This is a genomic window from [Pantoea] beijingensis (assembly GCF_022647505.1).
GTDB lineage: Bacteria > Pseudomonadota > Gammaproteobacteria > Enterobacterales > Enterobacteriaceae > Erwinia > Erwinia beijingensis.
Genome location: NZ_CP071409.1, coordinates 3421775 through 3440018 on the forward strand (window position 1 = coordinate 3421775; position 18244 = coordinate 3440018).

The window sequence follows — 18244 nt, forward strand, 5'->3', positions numbered from 1 at the left end:
TAAAAGGGCCGCCACTAACACGTTTCGGCTAACGGCCAACCGAGACTTGAGAATAATCCTGAACACCGCTGCGAATATCCGACGGCCACCAGACCGTCAGACTATGATTTTCAGACAGCGGGCGACAGAGGGTTTTGTTGCACCCGTTATCACCCGGTGACGCACAGGCACTGAGCAAGCTAGTGCCAACGACCAACAACACAAGACGAATCTTCATTACGGTTCCTTAACGTGTTCTGCCCAACAGTGAGGTACGGGTACGACGGGCCGATCCACGTGACTCATATGCCACATAAATTTCAGCCGACTCACCCGGCGCCAGGATTGACTTCGGCCATAAGGCTACGGCCAGCACATCCTGACCGCGGCAGCTTGCTTCATCGAAACGCAGCGGCCTTGTCGTGGTATTACGCACCAGGCCCACGGTAATTTGCACATTCTTATTGCTGAACCACTGGCTATGCGAAATGTCGTAACTGATACCGCGCAGCGGATCACACAGAGCGTTAACCCCCAGACCTTCACCGCCCGGATTAAAACCTGCAGGGATATTGTTTTCCGCCAAATCACGCATCGCGGATTCCACATCATTTTTGATCGAGCCATATTTCTGACGACGCTGCACTTCCTGCAGCGAACCGTTGAGCTGAGAACGGAACTCATCACCGATATAGCGTGATGGATCGACCTGATCGCCCACCAGATGCGGGGTAATGATAAACAGACGTTCACGCTGTGAGGTTTCATGACGCGTCGACGTAAACAATGGGCCGATCAACGGGATGCTGCCGAGGATAGGAATACGGTGTACTTCATCGCCGCTTTCTCGCGAGTGGAAGCCCCCCATCACCAGCGAGTTTTTCTCCTGCACCTGCGCCTGCGTACTGATGGTCGCACGGCTGTCCCCAATCGCCTGACCTTCATCACCTTTGTCCACCTTGCCGTCTTCAACATCCACCACCAGCTCAACCGTCGATTTTCCGCCATTATCAATGGCACGCGGGATGACCTGCAGGCTGGTGCCGGCAGTGACGGGCGTGACGTTCGCTACCCGCTCACCAACGGTGCTGATAAACGCTGTTTGACTGAAGTCAATCACCGCGGGCTGGTTTTCCAGCGTCAGCACTGACGGGTTAGCCACAATAGAGGCGTTACCGTTGCCTTCCAGCGCCTGTACCTGCGCAAAAAAACGCTGGAAGTCGGTGACAAACAGCGTGCTGCTACCGTCGAGCAGCGTCGAACCGGCGGTGATATTACCGAACCGGCCCCCCAGGTTAGCCGACAGCGCCGACATGGCGTGGCGGTCAACATCAACAATCAACGCGTCAATCTCAACCAGTTTTTGCGGCACGTCGATTTGCGAGATCAGCGCCTGATACTGCTCACGCTTGTTCGGCTCATCACGCACCAGCAGGGCGTTGTTACGCACATCGGCGGACACCAGCGGATTCAAACCGCTTTTGCCCTCATCAAATTCGTCATGTCCCCCAGTCGGTTTCTGGCCCTCTAACATCGAGGAAAGAATGCTATCGGGGTCTGCATTCTGGGTAAATGGTCTCGCTTCGGAAATATCATCAGAACCACTTGCTTTAAGTCCCTGCGTACTCTTGTTACTTTTCTTGCCCAATAACTCGTTCAGGATAGTCGCCACCCCAGGTACGGTCAGGGTTTTGTCCCGGTAGTGAATTTCACGGTCAGAGACAGAAGCGTATTTCAGCGGAAAACTCATCATCTCTTTACCGGATTTATAGTCTTTCTGTTGTTCGCTGAACTTGCTAATCAACGCCACATACTCCGGCGGTCCCGTCACTAAGATCACACTATCATCGGGCAATTCACCAAAACCAAATTTTGGTTCAAGCAGGCCAATACCATCAAGGGCGTTTTTTAAATCCGGGGCAGCCTCGGAAGAGACATGAATGCGTCTGGAGACTTGCTCCGACTGCGGGCTGATATACAGCGTATCGTTGTAGACAAACCACTGAAATTGATACTCTAACGCCAGACGGTCAAGGAAAGTCGCCGCGCTGTTGGCACGTAAACGTCCATTGATCATAGCGTCCGTTACATTGCCCAGCCGCAGCGTCACGCCATGGCTGTTGGCGAAGTCGTTAAGTACGGTACGCAGTGGGGTGCTTTGGGCTGAATAGGCATAAGCGCCATTGTTCCACCCTTCCGGCACTTGCGCTGACGCGCTAAAAGAGAGGCTACTTAGACTTAAGGCCAGCGAGGTGGCCATCAGCGTATGCGTTAATTTGGTTGAAAAAGTCTTCACAGCGATTTTCTCCCTTGAAGGAAGATACCGCTCTTCAATAAAGATCCCAGCCCCGCTGAAGCGATCAAAAGCATCGTTGTACGCATCATTGCCCTGATTTTTGTGGAGTTTTAATGAGTGTGTAATATCAAAAAACGGCTCTGAAGCGTTCAAGTCAGCCAGAAGCCGCTGCCAACATTAGTTAATTGAATCGATAATATTTTTGCTCAATGAATGCGTGAGCGAACTCAACTGGCCAGACGCGTAGTTAGCGGTAGACTCACGCATAACTGCTTTCTGGAAATCTATTACATCATATGGATTGGGCGTATCGTGGTTTAAAATACCAGAAACCACGTCATTAATATGTGAATCACTGGTTACCAGCGCCGAATCGAGACGGCGCTGTAACTTATCGAAACTGCTCATACTCATCTCCTGCTTTGATTAATGGTGATCATGAGTAGCACCAGGAGGGAATTGGTTCCCGAGAACGGCGGATTTTACTCACTGTTTTGAGTTCATCGGTAGGTATGACGGATAATCCCGTCGACTTAGTCAATCGCGCGCAACAGCTGACTCTTCAGCGCCTGCCAGCCAATGCGCAATTCTCCGCTGGCCGTCTCCAGCAGCAGTTGGTCGGTATGGAGAGATTCATCAAACTGGCATTCCCAGGTGATATGCGACCGAACCTCAAGCCAATGGGTAATATGTTCTTTCTGATCGGGATGACACCATAATGTCGCCTGCTGACCGCGCGGCTGAGCCTGCAGCAATTGCCGCAGTAGTGCATTAAGTTGCTGGGCTGGAGTGGTGTCGTCCAGAAGACGGGTCATCACCTGATTAAGCAGCTCGCTGGCGCGATCGACAATCCTCGCCTCCTGCGTCATTTGCTGCTCCTGCCAGCCATGAAACAGTACGTCTGCCCGGTTCAAAAATTCGGCTTCACTGTTCGCCAGGAGATTAGCCAGTTGCCGATCCGCCTCGAAACGCGCCTGTTCAATCAACCGCTCAGCCTCCGTTTCTGCCTGTTGCAATAACAGGGCAGCCTGCTGGCGGGCGCGTTCAATCAGACCAATACTGTGTTGGTGGCGTTGCAAAACAGCCTGTGACAGAACGACATCGTCCGTAGCCTGTGATGAGGCCACGAGTTCAACGATTTTAAGCTGCCACATATTCAGTTTCCTGCAGCGAATCGGATGTGTCAGTACGCGCCAGTGAAGCACGCCAGAAAGCGGCTTGCCACAGAGGAGATAACTTATTGATCAACATAATATTTTTCGCCCATTCATCATCCCTTATTTCTTCACTGGCGACGACCCACGCAGAAGGAAATAAGAAACGCACCCGCTGCCAGCATCCCTGCGGTAAAGCATGACGTAACAGCATCAGTGACGTGATCTGCCACGGCAAAGTGAGGTCTTCAGGCAGCCACACGCCGGGGCGCAACGCACGAGCAATCCGTTTACACCACTGCAGCATTTCTTCATCCAGGGGGGGGGCAGCGGCATCTGCGGGATAGAAACTACCTATCCCGGCGGTCAGGCGCAACGCAACAGTTCGCTGCTCCGCGCTTAACGCTAATAGAGCACGGGTCAAGCCATGCGGTGCGGTAGGCAGGCGGGTATCAATACCCAGTTGCCCGGCAATCAACTGGGGATTCATCGCAAGAAGGCGCGAGATTAACGATTGCGGCTGGTGAAAGAAGGCAAGCGAGTGCCAACTCTCTTCTACCTGTTGCCAGTAACCTTCCGTCCACCAGACCACCCATGCTTGTGCGTCATTCATCGGTTATCCCATATGCATATCACGCATTTTCTGACGTGACGGTTATTGCCCTTTCTTCGCTGCAAGGCGACGCTGGATTTTCGATTTCGCTACCAATCCACTGGCAGCCAATATCAGTGTCACCAACAACGTCAGAAACACCATTTTCACCGTGCCATACTGATTCATGGTCAGTTGGAAAGGCCCCAGATTAACCATATCGATGTGATCCTGATAGATTCCGACAGGGACGAAGACAACAGACAAGGCGCTGCTTTCTTTGCCCGCCAGCCCCGGAATACTGGTGGAGACCAGCCGGCGAATTTGCGGCTCAATACTGTCAGGATCAAGATCCGGCTGATATTTGATAAATACCGAAGCCGAAGCCGGTTGGATCGGTTCACCCGGCGCTACGCGCTCGGGTAACACCACATTAACGCGGGCAACAATAACGCCATCAATCTGCGCCAGCGTAGATTCCACCTCTTGCGATAAAGCGTAGATATAGCGAGCCCTCTCCTCCAGCGGGCTGGAGATAATGCCGCTCTTCTGAAACACTTCACCTAAGTTGGTTCGCGCTTTATGAGGTAAACCCGCTGTATTAAGGATCTGAACGGCTCGCTCAATGGTGTCTTGCTCCACCAGCACCGTAACCCCGGTTTTATCGATCAGCTTTTCGGCTGGAATCTTGTATCTGGACAGTTCAGCGATAATATCATTGGCGTCGTTTTCGGTTAGGCCGGTGTTGAGAATCACTTGTTGCCCACACCCGGATAACATCAAAACAATCAGCAGAGTTGAAAAGATCTTCAGCGCAATGTTAACCATATTCATTATTGCATGTTGGTCAGTTTATCCAGCCCCTGAACGGACTTAGAAATAATTTTTGCGTTCATCAAATTTTCCAAATCGTACTTCGACAGTTCCCCGCCGACTTTATTAAGCACCATCGGATCTGTTGTGCCTGCGGCTTTGGTTAGCACACTACTGATATGGCGACTGTCAACGTCGAGCTGTTTAAACATGTCGGAAACATGATTCAGCAGGCCACCGCTTACGTGGCTATCGGCATCGCTACTCTGGCCGATTTCTGAAGCAAAAAAATGTGCATCAGCAGAGGTGATTGCGCTTGCTTCACTGCCGGAGATACCGGGGGAAACCAGCGACTGGAACACCGGGGGTTGATTGATTTTCATGATGTCACTCCACTACCGGACAGGGGAAGTAATACGGGAACCGTTATCGGTTCCCTTTCACTCTAGAACTGAATTTTTGGCTGTGTAAGAGCACTGATAAGCTTCACTATGCTATCAATACGTCCTGAGAGCGCAGCATTTTGCTGGTCAGTTTCCATTTTTAACAAGGAGTCCCGTACCATCTGTGCCTGAATCGCTGCCATACCGCCTTCCATAGCAACATTTGAACCGGCATTAACGGCCGCGCCAGGAAGACCTGCTGCAGCTCCCGGCAGGCTAGGCATATGAGGTATATTCATAAGATTACTCCCAAGTAAGTTAAGAAAAGTGAATGAACATTCATTCCCTTGTTAAGTGGTTATGCCGCACGATAGGTTCCATCCGTAACGCCTATTTTTATGAATTTTCGCAACGCATTCATTTACAGAATAAATCATTCACTGTTGCTCAAAGATTTAATGCGTTGATACAGCGTACGACGTGGGATACCCAGCTCATGTGCAGCGTTAACAATTTTATTCTGATGGCGCATCAGGCAGTCTTCAATCAGGCAGTGTTCGATCCGCCGCATACGATCTTTCAGTCGAAATGAACCGCTGTCTATGCGCATCGCGTTACCCAGCGGGGGGATTCCCAGAACGAAACGCTCGGCGGCCCCTTTCAGTTCACGAATATTACCTGGCCAGTCGTGCATGATCAGTGACTCGCTAAGATTGGCAGTGATAGCGGGTAATGCGCAATTTAAACGTAATGCCGCCTCTTGCGAGAAACGCGCGAACATTGGAATGATATATTTAATACGCGAACGCAGTGCGGGTAGCGTAATTTTAATAGTGGTCAGGCGGAAATAGAGATCCTGGCGAAACAGCTTCTGTTCAACCAGCATTGCCAGCGGTTTTTGAGAGGCCACCACGATGCGTAAATCTAAAGAGATTTGCTGCGTGCTCCCTAGACGGCTGACACTGCGTGATTCCAGCACGCGCAGTAGCTTGGCTTGCAGGCTCAACGGCATACTGTCGATTTCATCAAGAAATAAAATCCCACCGTTCGCACTTTCGATATAACCCGCACGTGCATGCGTCGCACCGGTGTAAGCCCCGGCCATAATACCGAATAGCTCACTCTCAGCCAGCGACTCGGGGATCGCTGCACAATTAATCGGCACAAACGCGCCTTTGCAACCGGAGCGCTCATACAGGCGGCGAGCAAAAGTGTCTTTACCCGTGCCGGTTTCTCCCTCCAGAGTCAGGTCAACTTTCAGCGGAGCTAAAGTTTGTAGCATGGAATCAAAGTCGCTATGGATATCCCACGCTTCATGCACCGTTAGCTGTTCAGGAATATCCTCTTCCGGGAGATCTTCGTTAATGTCACGGCTTATTTTAGCCGGCCTTATCGAGTTAGGAAGATTGTCTCTCATACTTTCCTCGCATCCATTTCCATCCATAAAATAATAATGTTGTGATTATTAGAATAAAATAATGAATTTATAATGAATTAGCGTCAGGCAGCTTTAAAAGCTAACACGCAGGAACGATACGCATTTAATTTTGTCTACCAGCGCCAATCTGCGGATAAATTAGCATCAGAAACTCGACAGGCAATCAGGAAACAGGAATGGGGTATGTAGGGAAATCCTTACATCACGTTCAACATGAACAGGCCCGCTACTCAATATGGTTTTACCTGTTACAATATTTAAGCTTCAGCGAATAAACACCATAATCTGTGTATTTGGGATAATTTTACCTTTTGGTAAAAAAGAGTTTAGCTACGCCATCGGTAAAGCAGAAAAAAAACTCCCAACAAAAAAAACATAAAAATCAATAATATAAATGTAAATTTTATTTTTTTACTTAATTTAACGTATCAAAAATATAACAAAGTAGTGTTATTTCCAGCCATTTAAAGACTCACTAAAAAAGTGCGTATCCTTGTATACATATAGTGTGACACACCTCTACTTTTAACAAAACCTTAATATAAATGCGGCTAAAACCGCCTAAAAAAACACAAACTGACATCAAATTTACAATTAGACATCTTTATCCGATATCTAAAAAAATCGAATTTAAGATTATTCCTAATAAATAGCAGCTAATTTTATTCATCTCAAGAGCAGAGGATATTTCACTAAAGTTACACCACACTAAAAAACAACCTTAAAAAAATCCGATAATGAAATTTATTCATTATCGGATGATGTAAACCACGTCGACACATACAACATATTACTTATTAAGCCGGCAGTTTCCCCTGCCCTGAAGAAATAATTTTAGCATAGCTTAATACATTATCTACATACGGCGAAGCACCTGTACCGGTTTTCGAAATATCAGACAGGTTGGATAAATTAACGTTATCCGGGCCAGAGTTGTACGCGCGTAAACCAGCACCAATATTGCCATTAAAGGCATGCGTTTGCTGCTTAAGATACAACGCACCGGCCATAATATTATTCTCTGCACTGTTTGGGTTGCCCGACAGCAGTCCAGGGTTCTCATTTTTCATTTCATTGTAGGTATCCGGGTTTACCTGCATCAGGCCCGAGTCAGTTTTGCCATTACCGCCATTGGTTGAGGCGGCTGACAAGTTACCGCGGGACTCAGCCCAAATCTGAGCGGCGATCACGCTGGCTGGCATACCGGTGACTTTCGCCGCGTGGTTGATCGACTGACGATAAGGCTCAAGCTGCGGTGGTAAATGTAAATCACCAGAACCACTAAGGCCTGACGCACCCGATGTTGCGCCGGCACTGTCCGCACCTTTAGCGCCCCCAGACGAACCTGGCTGTACCAGCATGCTATGCCCCACCGACGGGCCACCGCCGCCATTTACGATGGGTGGTGTTGGTGAACCGTTGCCACCTGATGGAGCCGCGGGCGTATTGCTTGTCTGGCCTGAATGGTCGCCGATACTGAACTTTTTCTTCATGTCCTCAATCAGTTTGCTCAACTGATTCAGGATATCGGAAATAACGCTTTCTAAACTCCCACCACTCTTCTCCGGCCCTGGCTGAGTCGGGCTGCCCGCCGCATTATTTGGCGCAGGAGCATTCACACTGAAAACTGGCGGGGAGTCGAAATTGATAGGGCCACTCCCCGTGGCACCGCTCAGGGCGGTTGTGATATGTGGGGAAGCCGTCGCGTCTCCTGGATTATTGTTATTACTCACCGCACCACTATGATTACCGCCACCATCTGCTTGACCATGATCCGCAAGGGGGATATTGTGAGTCTGAGCGCCCAACCCGTTAATATTCATCGTTATTCCTCATAATAAGTGTTGCTTGCCCTCGCATATATCGCACGACACCAGGCAACCTGTTAGATAAATTCACTTGGGGGAGCTCCATCGGCGTAACATATTCATCGCCTCAGCAAACAGCCCACCGCCTTCGCCAGCACCATTCTGCTTCTTCACCGACGGCCCTGGCGTTACCTGCGGCACTCTTTTTCGTTGAAACGTGAACGACAGACCGGCGTTGATCCGGCCTGTCGTCCAAAATATGACTTAAAAACCCACGGCACGATGCCCATGAGCCGGGCCAGTACCCTGGTTCCCACTATGGTTACCCGGAGCCGTACCCTGGTTCCCACTATGGTTACCCGGAGCCGTACCCTGGTTCCCACTATGGTTACCCGGAGCCGTACCCTGGTTTCCACTATGATTACCCGGCGCAGTTCCCTGGGTTCCACCATGGATTCCGTGCATCATATCGCCTAAAGGTCCAGAAACATTCATGATTAGCCCTCATTGTGAACAATACATTGATTTGTCTGTTGCTCTACACCGTCAATGCATTAACCCGCTCATTCCCACAGCCAGCAACAATGGAGAACCGCGGTGTACAGCAGTACAGCGGTATTAGCAAACCGGCATGCCACGGCGTTCGTTAAAAGTGAACAGGCGCCCCATGCTCTTTACCCGCAGCCTTGTGCAGGGTATCCCATAACGCGCCATGCGGCATGTTGCCCGGTATGGTGCCATGTGTAGGGTGTCCTGGATCTCTGGGGATCATTCCTCCCTGCGGCTGAGTGCCCGGTACTGTGCCATGTATATGGCCAGGTTTTGCATCGTGCATGGCATGTCCAAACACCCCTGCCGCCCCGTTGTGATGGGATAAAAAATCGTTAAGCATTGAACTTAAGCTATTGATATTCATGACTTATCCTTGTAGGTAATAAGGTTTTTATTTGTGCATCATACTGCAATCATATTCTTCGCCTGGTCGATTCTGTTGCGAAAAAGAAGACAACACGTATCACGTTACGTCTTCGCCTCTTGTGTGCGTTCTGCTCCCCGGTTAGTTCCAGGCTTTTTAGTAAAAGTTATGTCGCGTGGAACTCCTCTCCCCTCTGCACCACATAAAAGGATTCGAATTTCAGCGGTTATTATGGAGCTCCGGCGATGAATCGATACTGGCTAGCGTTAACTCTCTGCCTCAGCGCAAGCTGTCAGGCAAATTGCTTTAATCGCGCAGGGGAAGCTTTTGGAATTCCACCCGTCCTATTGCTTTCGATTGCCATTAAAGAGTCCAGGCTGAACCTTTCGGCGGTGAACAACGCGAATCACAATCACACCGAAGACGTTTGTATGATGCAGGTAAACAGCACGCACTTTGCACATCTTGCAAGCCTTGGTATATCGCGCAGTAAACTGTTGAGTGACCCCTGTACTTGCGTAAATACCGGTGCGTGGGTGTTGCATGGTATGTTCCGGCAGTATGGAAAATCCTGGAATACGGTCGGTATGTATAATGCGGGAGCTTCGCCTTCACGTCAGCCGCAGCGCGACCGCTATGCTGGCGAGGTACGCCGGATTTATCAGCGCCTGCTACACAACGTCAGCGAGGATGCCTTACTGACGCTGGAGCAAATGCCATCACGACAGGAGAGTGCGGACGTACTCGCGAAGAAATGACTGAACGTCGTTGGCTTGCTGAATAAATCCATCCAGCAGGATGATAAAACTGTGGTTATCGAGAGAAGAGAGCTTCTGCTGAGTACACAGGCGGAGGTTCTCTTCTTCCAGCGCCAGCCAACAACCACGCATGGCATCCATCTCAAAATTCAGGGTTAAAAGGCTACGTAACAACGACGCTGACGCATCATGCCTGAGCGCCATAACCTGACAATGCAGCACCACCACGTCACTGGCTGGCGGTAACTCAATAATTGCGGCTTCCTGCTTTTGTGCGGTGAACAGTGCGCAAGTGCCATTTTCCAATCTCAGCGAAGTATTTAATCGGCGTCCATAGTGACTCAATAAATTCTGCAGGTGTGCGCTTTCGTTCACCGTGTTCTCCTGTCATTCACATTCCAGTCATTCATTACTGTTCAACATATTGATGACTCACATGCCTTACCCTTTGGTAACAAAACCCTGTTTTTGCGTGGCTGCAAGCGCCTTATATATATCCTCATTTGGACGGGTGATTTTCCCTTCCAACGTAAACCCTGTCGGATCGAGTTGGTTTTCTCCATAGGCGAAATTGATTTTTCCGAGATTAACGCTCATGGCAACGGATGCACTGTTCGAGCCGCCCAGCAAGAAAGCCGGCGTGGCAAACCCATCACCTTTGCTTTGTGAACGGGTGAAACCGATAGACTTAATACGCAAGTTGTCACTGTTACTGAGCGTTTCAAAAATCTCTTGCGGTGTAATATCACCACCTTGCCAGGCATCAGCTACCTTATTCTTCTGAGCTTCACTGAGTTCCAGCGTCACCACCGCTTCGGTGCTGCTGTTTTGCTGTAACTCGCGCACGATCTGCTTGAGACGCGGATCATCATCCATCATTTTAGCGATGCGATCGGCGTTACTGTCAGAAGGACGCGGGTTGACCATATGGAACAGATTATGGAAGAAACTGTTGCTGTCGAGCTTATTGAGGTTGCCATAGGTAGAGCGATATTCGGCCGTGCCAATTTCTTTACCTTTACGCTCGGCCAATATTTGCTGGCGATTGCTTTGCCGTAGCTGCAATATCGCATCGCGCTGAGCATTACCACGCATTGTCGTGCCGGGTGCAAACGGCTTGCTGAGCTGAGGTTTAAAATGTTCCACCAACGCTTTCAACTTATCAGCAGGCAGCTTTTCCTCATCTTTTTTCAATTCATCAATTAATTTATTGGTCAGCGGATCGGTAAATTGATCCCCCAGCGATTTGATCAGCTTGTCAATATGCACATCGGCCAGCGGCTGCGCGTCTTTCAACTGTAGGTTGATATTCTGCCGAGTACGGTTATCCACCGAGGCTTGAATACTGGTACCCGCTCCAACAAACAGTGGCAGGCGACTGTCTTCACCCACTTGCTTACTGACACCGACAGGAATAGCGACGTTAGCGCCAGTATTAAACTGGTTAAAGGCACGCAGGCGGTTATCACTTTGCGCCTGCTGCTGGCTAACCTCACGACGGGTAACGTTGCGTTCACGGCTACCGTTCAACACGTTCGCACCGGCATAGACTCCGCCCCCAAAACGTGCACTGGCCGACGCGTTTTTCTCATGCCTGTCAGTGATCGGCAGACCGACGCTGGCTACCGCTGCCACATTGACGTCCACACTAATGCGCATCGTATTACCACTCTTCACACTATGGTCCATCCCTTTATCCATTAATGCCCGAGGGTCGAGATTGCCTTCGGTCAGCGCATCCAGGAATGCTGGCAGTTCCGCCTCACTGAGGCTAAAGGTGAGGCCGTTTTGCATTTGGCGCTGTAACATCGCCGATACGGTGCCCCCCAGACGGAAGCCGGGAGCAAGCGTACGATCGCTACCCAGTGCGATTCGGTGATCCCGGATGTAGTCGGTCAACAGATTATATCCTGCCGCACCGAATACCGTTCCTGAACCTCCGCCGTTACGGCCAAAACTGACATTAATCCCGGTTTCGCTACGTGAGAAGTTCAGGCTATAGCTACGATCGGCATTCAGCCGCACACCCGGGCTAACAAAACTTTGCGCGCCAGGGAGGATCGTGCCGGTACCCGCCACGCCATAGGCACGGTTGAAGGTGATCTCTTCGCCGCTTTCCAGCGATAAAATCGTTTCCTTCATGCGGCTGTTCAGCTCAGTTTTATCTTTGGCGCTCATGACGTTACGGCTGGTAACATGCACGCCGTGGTCTTCTTTTGAAAATGCCTTAGTCATCGACTTAATCGCATCGTAGTTAGCTTCTAATCCACGATGATTAACAAAACCCATGGAGGTGGCTTTTTTAATTGGACTCTCACTCCAGGTAACGTCACGCAGCGCATTGAACGTTGAGCGCAGGCTTTGCATCGCCTCCTCTTTCTCCGGCCCCTTCTTCGCCATCGCCTGCTGCATTTCACCCAATAAATTGTGCATATCGGCCTGCGTCAGTGACGTCAGAATAAGCTGCGATTTCACCAAACCGACTTCATCATGAGTATCGCGCTGCTTACCGAGCGGCACCTCCGATTTCTGATGATTGAGCACCACGTTTCTCTCTTTCATCAGTGCCAGAATAGTATTGGCCGGATTGTCAGTACTGGATGGGTAGTGATGCATCATGCGGTTCAAGCTTTCAGTCAGCTCACCCTCGCGGCTACTGGCAGGGTTGAAGCGGCCACTGTGGCTATTTTTGGTTTTACTCTCGGCAGGCGTCGGTCGACCGCGGCTGTCCAGCACACCGTAGTGCTGGCCCAGCAGACTGGCGTGATGGCTGGCAGAATCGGTAAGATCCTGACTAAAGTGCAACAAGGCACTTTTTAGATCCTCATTTCCCGTCCAGTCCATACTGTCGATACGATTGCTTAATGGCATTCGCGCGGCGGTAATCCTTTCCTGGCGGGCAGGGTCGGCGTCGCGTAGGCGATTGAGCAGCACTCCTTGCTCTTGATACACTGGCTGTAACCCTTCACGTCCCGCATAGCTATGTTGTAGATGGTAACCGGCGTTTTTTAGCGGCCGCGGCGTTTCCAGCGTCGGCTTAAACAGAAAGGCACGTATCCGGGACTTAAACGGCGTCTGCACTTTGAGGCCATCCTGACCGGTTGACCCCATGATATTCACCTCACGTTTCACGGTGATGCGTGTACCGGGCAATTGCCTGTCCTTAGTGGCGGTTTCCAGGCGCTGGAAGACTTCTTCTGCCACCCGCTTTTCCGGACGCCCCTCGAAATCTACCAGGCCTTTTTCCCATTTTCCGTCATGCAGCGTGGCCAGATCGCCCTCGCCATTACTGAGCAGGAGATTATTCGGGCCGCGTTGGGTAAGAGAGGTGTATTTCGGTCCCTCACGTAGTACTTCAATAATCTCAGGTTCAGGTGTTCCGGGTGACGTGGCGGCTTCTTTCGGCTCGGTAGCGGGGATGTTTTCACGCATCAGTGACGTGGTCTGGCCTTTTTGCCAGGAGGTCGCTGGCAGGCTAAACACGCCGCCCTCTTCGCTGAGCAGATACATTTTCTGATTTGTTCCCAGCGCCATATCGACGATTTTTCCCGCCTTGCCACCGTCATTCAAACTTTTGATAGCGCTATTAAGCATGTCGGCTTTGAGCGTCTGAGTACTACGATTTTCGCGGCGATATTCTTTATTAACCTGATGATATTGTACTTCGCCGTCTTCATTGAGGGCGACGAATCGTCCCTCGGAGAGCGCATCAATCGCCACGGTTTTCTGTTTTTTATCCAGACCACCTACCGGTAAGTCGGCCTTAACGCTATTCTTAACCCGGCCTAACGTAAACAAGCTACTGTCATGACGAATTTCATCGCTCGCCAGATTGACTTTCAGGCGGCGTAACTCCCCATCATTAAGGATCCACGGTTGACCGTCCTGCCCACGTCGCAGCTGTTTTGCCGACTCTTTCGACGCGATCCAACTGTTAGTGGCATGGTCGAGATAGTGTACTTTGCCATCATGTAACGCCAACTGGCCGAGCGGGCCAAAATCCATAATATGATGACTTTCAGGCGTTATACGCGGCAACCCTTTCTGGTTGTCAAGCACCATGCTATCGCTAATACTCCAGCTCGATGTCACATTATTACCGCTAAGGGTGACAGCATGTTGCTGATTCTGCATATCTTTTAATTTGGCGTGCATCTGCTGCCGATCATCGGTGAATAGAGACTCCACCCGCACACCCTGGCCGAACTGCGCCGCCAGGTTCGCTTTAAGCGCCGCCGCCGGTTCGAAGGTTATACTCTGACTGCCTTCGGCCGGTAACCGCGCCTGAAACAGTTCACCGGTGTTATCCGTGGTATAGAGCGTATCCTTATGTAAGCCCAGAATGCCGGGAGCAAAACCCTCGGGCTTGATTGTTATTTGCTGTGGCTCAGTCTCTGACGCATCGATCCGCGGATAAAAACTTAACTGCTGCTGGAAAGTCGTTTCGTCGGTGGAGAGAATCACCGCTCGTCCGTCGGTATCCATCGCTACCTGTGAAATTTTCCCCGCGACCTGTAACGATTTCCCGCTGGTGAGATCCAACAGCTTTTTCTCATCCGCAACGGCATAAAGATGACCATCGTTCTGTTGACTTAGCTTAGCGATTTTCCCGCTGACGGCATCATGTACTTTCCACTCTCCACTTGTTGCATCATGGCGATAAATCTTTTTTTCGTGTAAACGCAGAGCCTCTTCACCACTGGCGGTGCGGTGGCGATACACGCCGGTCAGCTCACTTTGAATGGCGGCATCGGGCAAGCTGGCTTTTGAGATAGCCCGCCCGCCGGGCGAGAAGATATCAGCCTGCTTGTTATCGTTACTCAAACGAACCTGATGATTCTCGGTCGAGGTGGTGCGCAAAACCGGCATGCGGCCGTTGTGGGTTTCGATAGGCTGCTCATAGGTTTTACTGTTCACCATACCGAGCAAATATAGTGGCGACTGCTGTAATGACACCAGCCGTCCGCGCGTGTCGAGCAGTACCTGCTGACCATCGCTTACATCATGTCCCTGATATTTTTGCCCGGAACGGCCTAACGTGACATTAAGCAGTCGGTCAAAAGGAGGGTTGCCATCAGGCACGCTAAAGTGTGCCTGGCCTTTATCATTAAGCGCAACATTGACGCGTAGTTGCGGAGGATTATCAACCGTACGCGCCTGGGCTTCAGGTTGTCCTGCCCTTCCGCCACTGCCCGACACTCCGGGAACGGAGATGAGGTCAGCAAGTTTAATGTAGTTCGAAGACGTTCCCAGTAACGCCATTCTTGTTGGTTCGTGCCTGGAACGTAAAAAACGCCCAAATACCCCCCCGTGCGACAGCTTCCCCTGAGCGCTTTGCTGCTGTATGTCATTACGCGGCATTCCAGCGTGAGCCAGTGTTCCTCCCCCCGTTTGACGGGGTCGTGAGGACTGCTGAGTCAGGTGGCTGGTAGATGTCGCCTCCTGTTGCTGACGCGTTATTTCCGCATGGTTAATTATGCTGTCGGGTTTAAGCGCTACGGAAAAATTAAGTGCCATTGTGCTAATCCTTATACAACAACGTGGGGAAGCATTAATTTATCTACACATAAGAAGCATTAATTTATCTAAGCAATATGTGTAAAGGGCGATCGATTGGTTCCAGCGCAAAATACGTTCCTGGGTTTTTTTAGGCACTAAAAGCAAATAAAACCTCATCCATCCCTATGATTATTAATAAAAAATGCTCAATTGTTAAATTTTTAAGACATTTTCTCTGGCGTCGTATGGCCTCATGTGCCTGCATTAAGATTTACAGTATGAACACATAAGCAGATATAGTTCAACGGCAGAAAACTATTACCCTGTCAGGCATTTAACAATACGTTAGGGTTTAGCATGTTTCCCACACAGGGAACGGCCGATTCGCCGACCTAACAGCAATAATGGAAGCCCTACTGCTCCCCAGCCTTTAACGCTTTTCAATTATAGCGGGCGTGCTTTTCTGCCGATGACACCGCGCATCATCTCCTGGTGTTAAAGGCAGTGACGTAAAGGTCAGGGGAGCGAGACAAGTAAACCTACAGACTGCCCGCAACGGTGATGTAGTCGGTATAAAGCTGTGGCGCGCCCGAGAAAGATGCCAGTTCTCGCCACTCGTCATACATCCGCTCACTTTCCTGGTGCTCCCGGACAAACTGTAGCGATTTCTCCGTTGAAACATCCAGCTCAGGGTGGAAGGCGTTAAGCGACGTCAGGCTTTCAATTTCCAGCATCACCATATATTGCTCACTACGGCTCCCTCCCGTACCTTTAAGCATATGGAATTTCCAGCCCGGGTAGTCATCAATCCGGTGAACGTTGTTGATAATAAAATTATCGAAAGTCTGTGGTGAAACACCTGAGCGGAGCGCCAAATTATGCAGCCCGACGACACGCTTCACCGTTGCCTGTCCCGGTTGCTGCTGATAATTGGCGCCCTCAGGTAGAGAACTGTTGCTGTTTTCTGCCAACAGCGACCAGGTTGAGAAAATCGTGGGTAGCTCGCCGAACGTGGCAAACGTTTTCCAGTTATTGATGAGTGCAACGGCAGCCGGACGATCACGCCAGAATGCCTGGGCCAGTTCCGTCTGCTCCCCGTTGCTGTCAACATAGCGTGCATAACACTCAGCGTTCTCTGCTTCATACATCATTAAATACTGATTCTGTCGCTCACCACGCAGACCTTTTAACAAGGTCCATCGCCAGCCAGGATAAGCAGGAATCTCCACTCCCTGCTGCTGAACAAAGGCCTCAAATGTGTCGTCGGTAACACCTTTTTTCAGGTTGAGACCAACATAGTGAAGACTAAAGACTGACGGTGATAATTGATGCATAGAAACTCCTGTTTAGTTAACGCGGGTGGGAAATAAACGGCGAACCGAAAACAACACATAAAAGCAATAAGAGAGTGCCGCTGAAAGTCAGCGTAAGCCCGATATGATGAGCGATAAAACCGATAAGCGCGGGGCCGACCAGCAGTCCGGCGTAACCAAAAAGAGTGACAGCAGGAATGGCAAAATCAGCCGGGATGCCGGGTTGGTTACCTGCGGCAGTGAAGAGAATCGGAACGATATTCGAAAGGCCCGCGCCAATAAGGATAAAACCTGGCAGCGTACCTGCGGACGTTGTGACAAGCAGAACAATACCGGCTGCGGCGACAACGCAACCCAACAGCAGCATGTATCTTCTGCCGAAGACGCCGACTAATCTGTCCCCGGCGAGTCTGCCAAGAGTAACGGTGACGGAATAAAGGGTGTAGCCGAGCCCCGCCAGTGAAGCGCTCATACCACGTTCCGAGGTCATAAAAACGGCTGACCAATCGAGCATCGCGCCTTCGAGAATAAAAACAAAAAAACATAAAACAGCGATAAGCAGGATTGGTGGATGATTAAGGACACGCCGTGTTTCACTTTTACGGCCCTGCCCGGCCCTGTTTTTGGGCAGGATGTAGCGAGAAGCGAAGGCCAAAAGTACGATAAGAAAAACGGTGATTGCCGCTACGGAAAACAGCGGTGAAACGCCTAGCCACAGAAAAAGGCTGACGCTCCCGGCGCCGGTAATACTGCCGATGCTATAAAAACCGTGAAAGCCCGACATTTTAGCCTGCCCACTTTCTTGTTCGATAAGAATCGCATGCGCGTTCATCGCAACATCCAGCGTGCCGTTAAACACACCGAACAGTAGCAGCGATAGCGCCATCGTGCTGCGCACGTCAAAAAACATCAATAAAGGTAAATCAATACCCAGCCCCAGTGCAGAAATAATAATTAATTGGCGGCACCCTATTTTTTTAATAAGGCTTCCGGTAAACGGCATAATTAACATTGAACCTGCGGCAATGCAAAATAATAGCAAACCCAAAGAGTCATCATTAATATTAAGCCGAAGCTTAGCAAACGGGATCAGCGGCGCCCATGATGACATCGCTAATCCGGCGATAAAGAATATGGCACGGGTCGCATGCTGTTCGCGTAATGGTGTAACAGCCTGGCTGTTGATTGCGTTTATTGTCATGTTAGCTTAATGGCCTATTTATACTCGCCAGATGTCGAGTCGCATGCAGGCGGAACGTTCTCGCGCTATTTAGTCGCACAGTCAACTATGCTCT

The 18244-nt window shown here is 50.3% G+C and carries 18 protein-coding genes; 2 read left to right on the top strand and 16 right to left on the bottom strand.

Going from position 1 to position 18244, the window contains the following annotated elements; all coding sequences use genetic code 11:
- Positions 1 to 28 precede the first annotated feature (28 nt).
- The 11 genes from hrpT to J1C60_RS15515 all read right to left on the bottom strand — a co-directional run bounded on the left by hrpT (position 29) and on the right by J1C60_RS15515 (position 8958).
- The gene (gene hrpT / locus J1C60_RS15465) at positions 29 to 217 is read right to left on the bottom strand and encodes an HrpT family type III secretion system protein (protein ID WP_128179066.1); all 189 of its coding nucleotides are present in this window, start codon (positions 215 to 217) and stop codon (positions 29 to 31) included.
- A 9-nt stretch (positions 218 to 226) separates the two neighbouring features.
- Positions 227 to 2239 (bottom strand): type III secretion system outer membrane ring subunit SctC, encoded by a 2013-nt coding sequence (gene sctC, locus J1C60_RS15470; protein WP_128179152.1) that lies wholly within the window; start codon positions 2237 to 2239, stop codon positions 227 to 229.
- Positions 2240 to 2452: 213 nt separating this feature from the next.
- A complete protein-coding gene (locus J1C60_RS15475) occupies positions 2453 to 2683 on the bottom strand; it encodes a type III secretion protein HrpF (protein ID WP_164877306.1) in 231 nt (76 codons plus the stop codon).
- Between the two features lie 125 nt (positions 2684 to 2808).
- A complete protein-coding gene (sctL, locus tag J1C60_RS15480) occupies positions 2809 to 3429 on the bottom strand; it encodes a type III secretion system stator protein SctL (protein WP_128179068.1) in 621 nt (206 codons plus the stop codon).
- The gene (locus J1C60_RS15485) at positions 3416 to 4042 is read right to left on the bottom strand and encodes a hypothetical protein (protein ID WP_128179069.1); all 627 of its coding nucleotides are present in this window, start codon (positions 4040 to 4042) and stop codon (positions 3416 to 3418) included. The genes sctL and J1C60_RS15485 overlap by 14 nt, the downstream gene beginning before the upstream one ends.
- A 42-nt stretch (positions 4043 to 4084) precedes the next feature.
- Positions 4085 to 4849 (bottom strand): type III secretion system inner membrane ring lipoprotein SctJ, encoded by a 765-nt coding sequence (sctJ, locus tag J1C60_RS15490; protein ID WP_128179153.1) that lies wholly within the window; start codon positions 4847 to 4849, stop codon positions 4085 to 4087.
- 5 nt (positions 4850 to 4854) lie between these two features.
- A complete protein-coding gene (locus J1C60_RS15495; protein ID WP_128179070.1) occupies positions 4855 to 5217 on the bottom strand; it encodes an EscI/YscI/HrpB family type III secretion system inner rod protein in 363 nt (120 codons plus the stop codon).
- 62 nt (positions 5218 to 5279) lie between these two features.
- Entirely contained in the window at positions 5280 to 5516 is a 237-nt protein-coding gene (locus tag J1C60_RS15500; RefSeq protein WP_128179071.1) for a hypothetical protein, read from the bottom strand.
- Positions 5517 to 5650: 134 nt separating this feature from the next.
- Positions 5651 to 6634 (bottom strand): sigma 54-interacting transcriptional regulator, encoded by a 984-nt coding sequence (locus J1C60_RS15505; protein ID WP_164877307.1) that lies wholly within the window; start codon positions 6632 to 6634, stop codon positions 5651 to 5653.
- Between the two features lie 818 nt (positions 6635 to 7452).
- Positions 7453 to 8478, bottom strand: coding sequence for a lytic transglycosylase domain-containing protein (locus J1C60_RS15510; protein WP_206612523.1), 1026 nt, complete (start codon positions 8476 to 8478; stop codon positions 7453 to 7455).
- A 249-nt stretch (positions 8479 to 8727) separates the two neighbouring features.
- The gene (locus J1C60_RS15515; RefSeq protein WP_154325359.1) at positions 8728 to 8958 is read right to left on the bottom strand and encodes a hypothetical protein; all 231 of its coding nucleotides are present in this window, start codon (positions 8956 to 8958) and stop codon (positions 8728 to 8730) included.
- 14 nt (positions 8959 to 8972) lie between these two features.
- Here J1C60_RS15515 and J1C60_RS15520 point away from each other — a divergent pair, with 14 nt between their 5' ends.
- A complete protein-coding gene (locus tag J1C60_RS15520) occupies positions 8973 to 9113 on the top strand; it encodes a hypothetical protein (protein WP_154325360.1) in 141 nt (46 codons plus the stop codon).
- Here J1C60_RS15520 and J1C60_RS15525 read toward each other — a convergent pair.
- On the bottom strand, positions 9110 to 9379 hold the full coding sequence (locus tag J1C60_RS15525) for a hypothetical protein (RefSeq protein ID WP_128179073.1): 270 nt from the start codon (positions 9377 to 9379) through the stop codon (positions 9110 to 9112). The genes J1C60_RS15520 and J1C60_RS15525 overlap by 4 nt on opposite strands.
- Before the next feature lie 245 nt (positions 9380 to 9624).
- Between J1C60_RS15525 and J1C60_RS15530 the strand changes: the two genes are divergently transcribed.
- On the top strand, positions 9625 to 10137 hold the full coding sequence (locus J1C60_RS15530) for a lytic transglycosylase domain-containing protein (RefSeq protein ID WP_128179074.1): 513 nt from the start codon (positions 9625 to 9627) through the stop codon (positions 10135 to 10137).
- On the opposite strand, the gene J1C60_RS15535 is transcribed toward J1C60_RS15530, so the two are convergent.
- From J1C60_RS15535 to J1C60_RS15550, 4 genes are all read right to left on the bottom strand, one after another.
- Positions 10099 to 10512: a type III secretion system chaperone gene (locus J1C60_RS15535; RefSeq protein WP_128179075.1), complete on the bottom strand. Its 414-nt coding sequence runs from the start codon at positions 10510 to 10512 to the stop codon at positions 10099 to 10101. The genes J1C60_RS15530 and J1C60_RS15535 overlap by 39 nt on opposite strands.
- A gap of 66 nt (positions 10513 to 10578) precedes the next feature.
- A complete protein-coding gene (locus tag J1C60_RS15540) occupies positions 10579 to 15654 on the bottom strand; it encodes an AvrE-family type 3 secretion system effector (protein WP_128179076.1) in 5076 nt (1691 codons plus the stop codon).
- A gap of 521 nt (positions 15655 to 16175) precedes the next feature.
- Positions 16176 to 16970, bottom strand: coding sequence for a hypothetical protein (locus J1C60_RS15545; protein WP_128179077.1), 795 nt, complete (start codon positions 16968 to 16970; stop codon positions 16176 to 16178).
- Between the two features lie 16 nt (positions 16971 to 16986).
- Positions 16987 to 18150: an MFS transporter gene (locus J1C60_RS15550; RefSeq protein ID WP_128179078.1), complete on the bottom strand. Its 1164-nt coding sequence runs from the start codon at positions 18148 to 18150 to the stop codon at positions 16987 to 16989.
- Positions 18151 to 18244 lie beyond the last annotated feature (94 nt).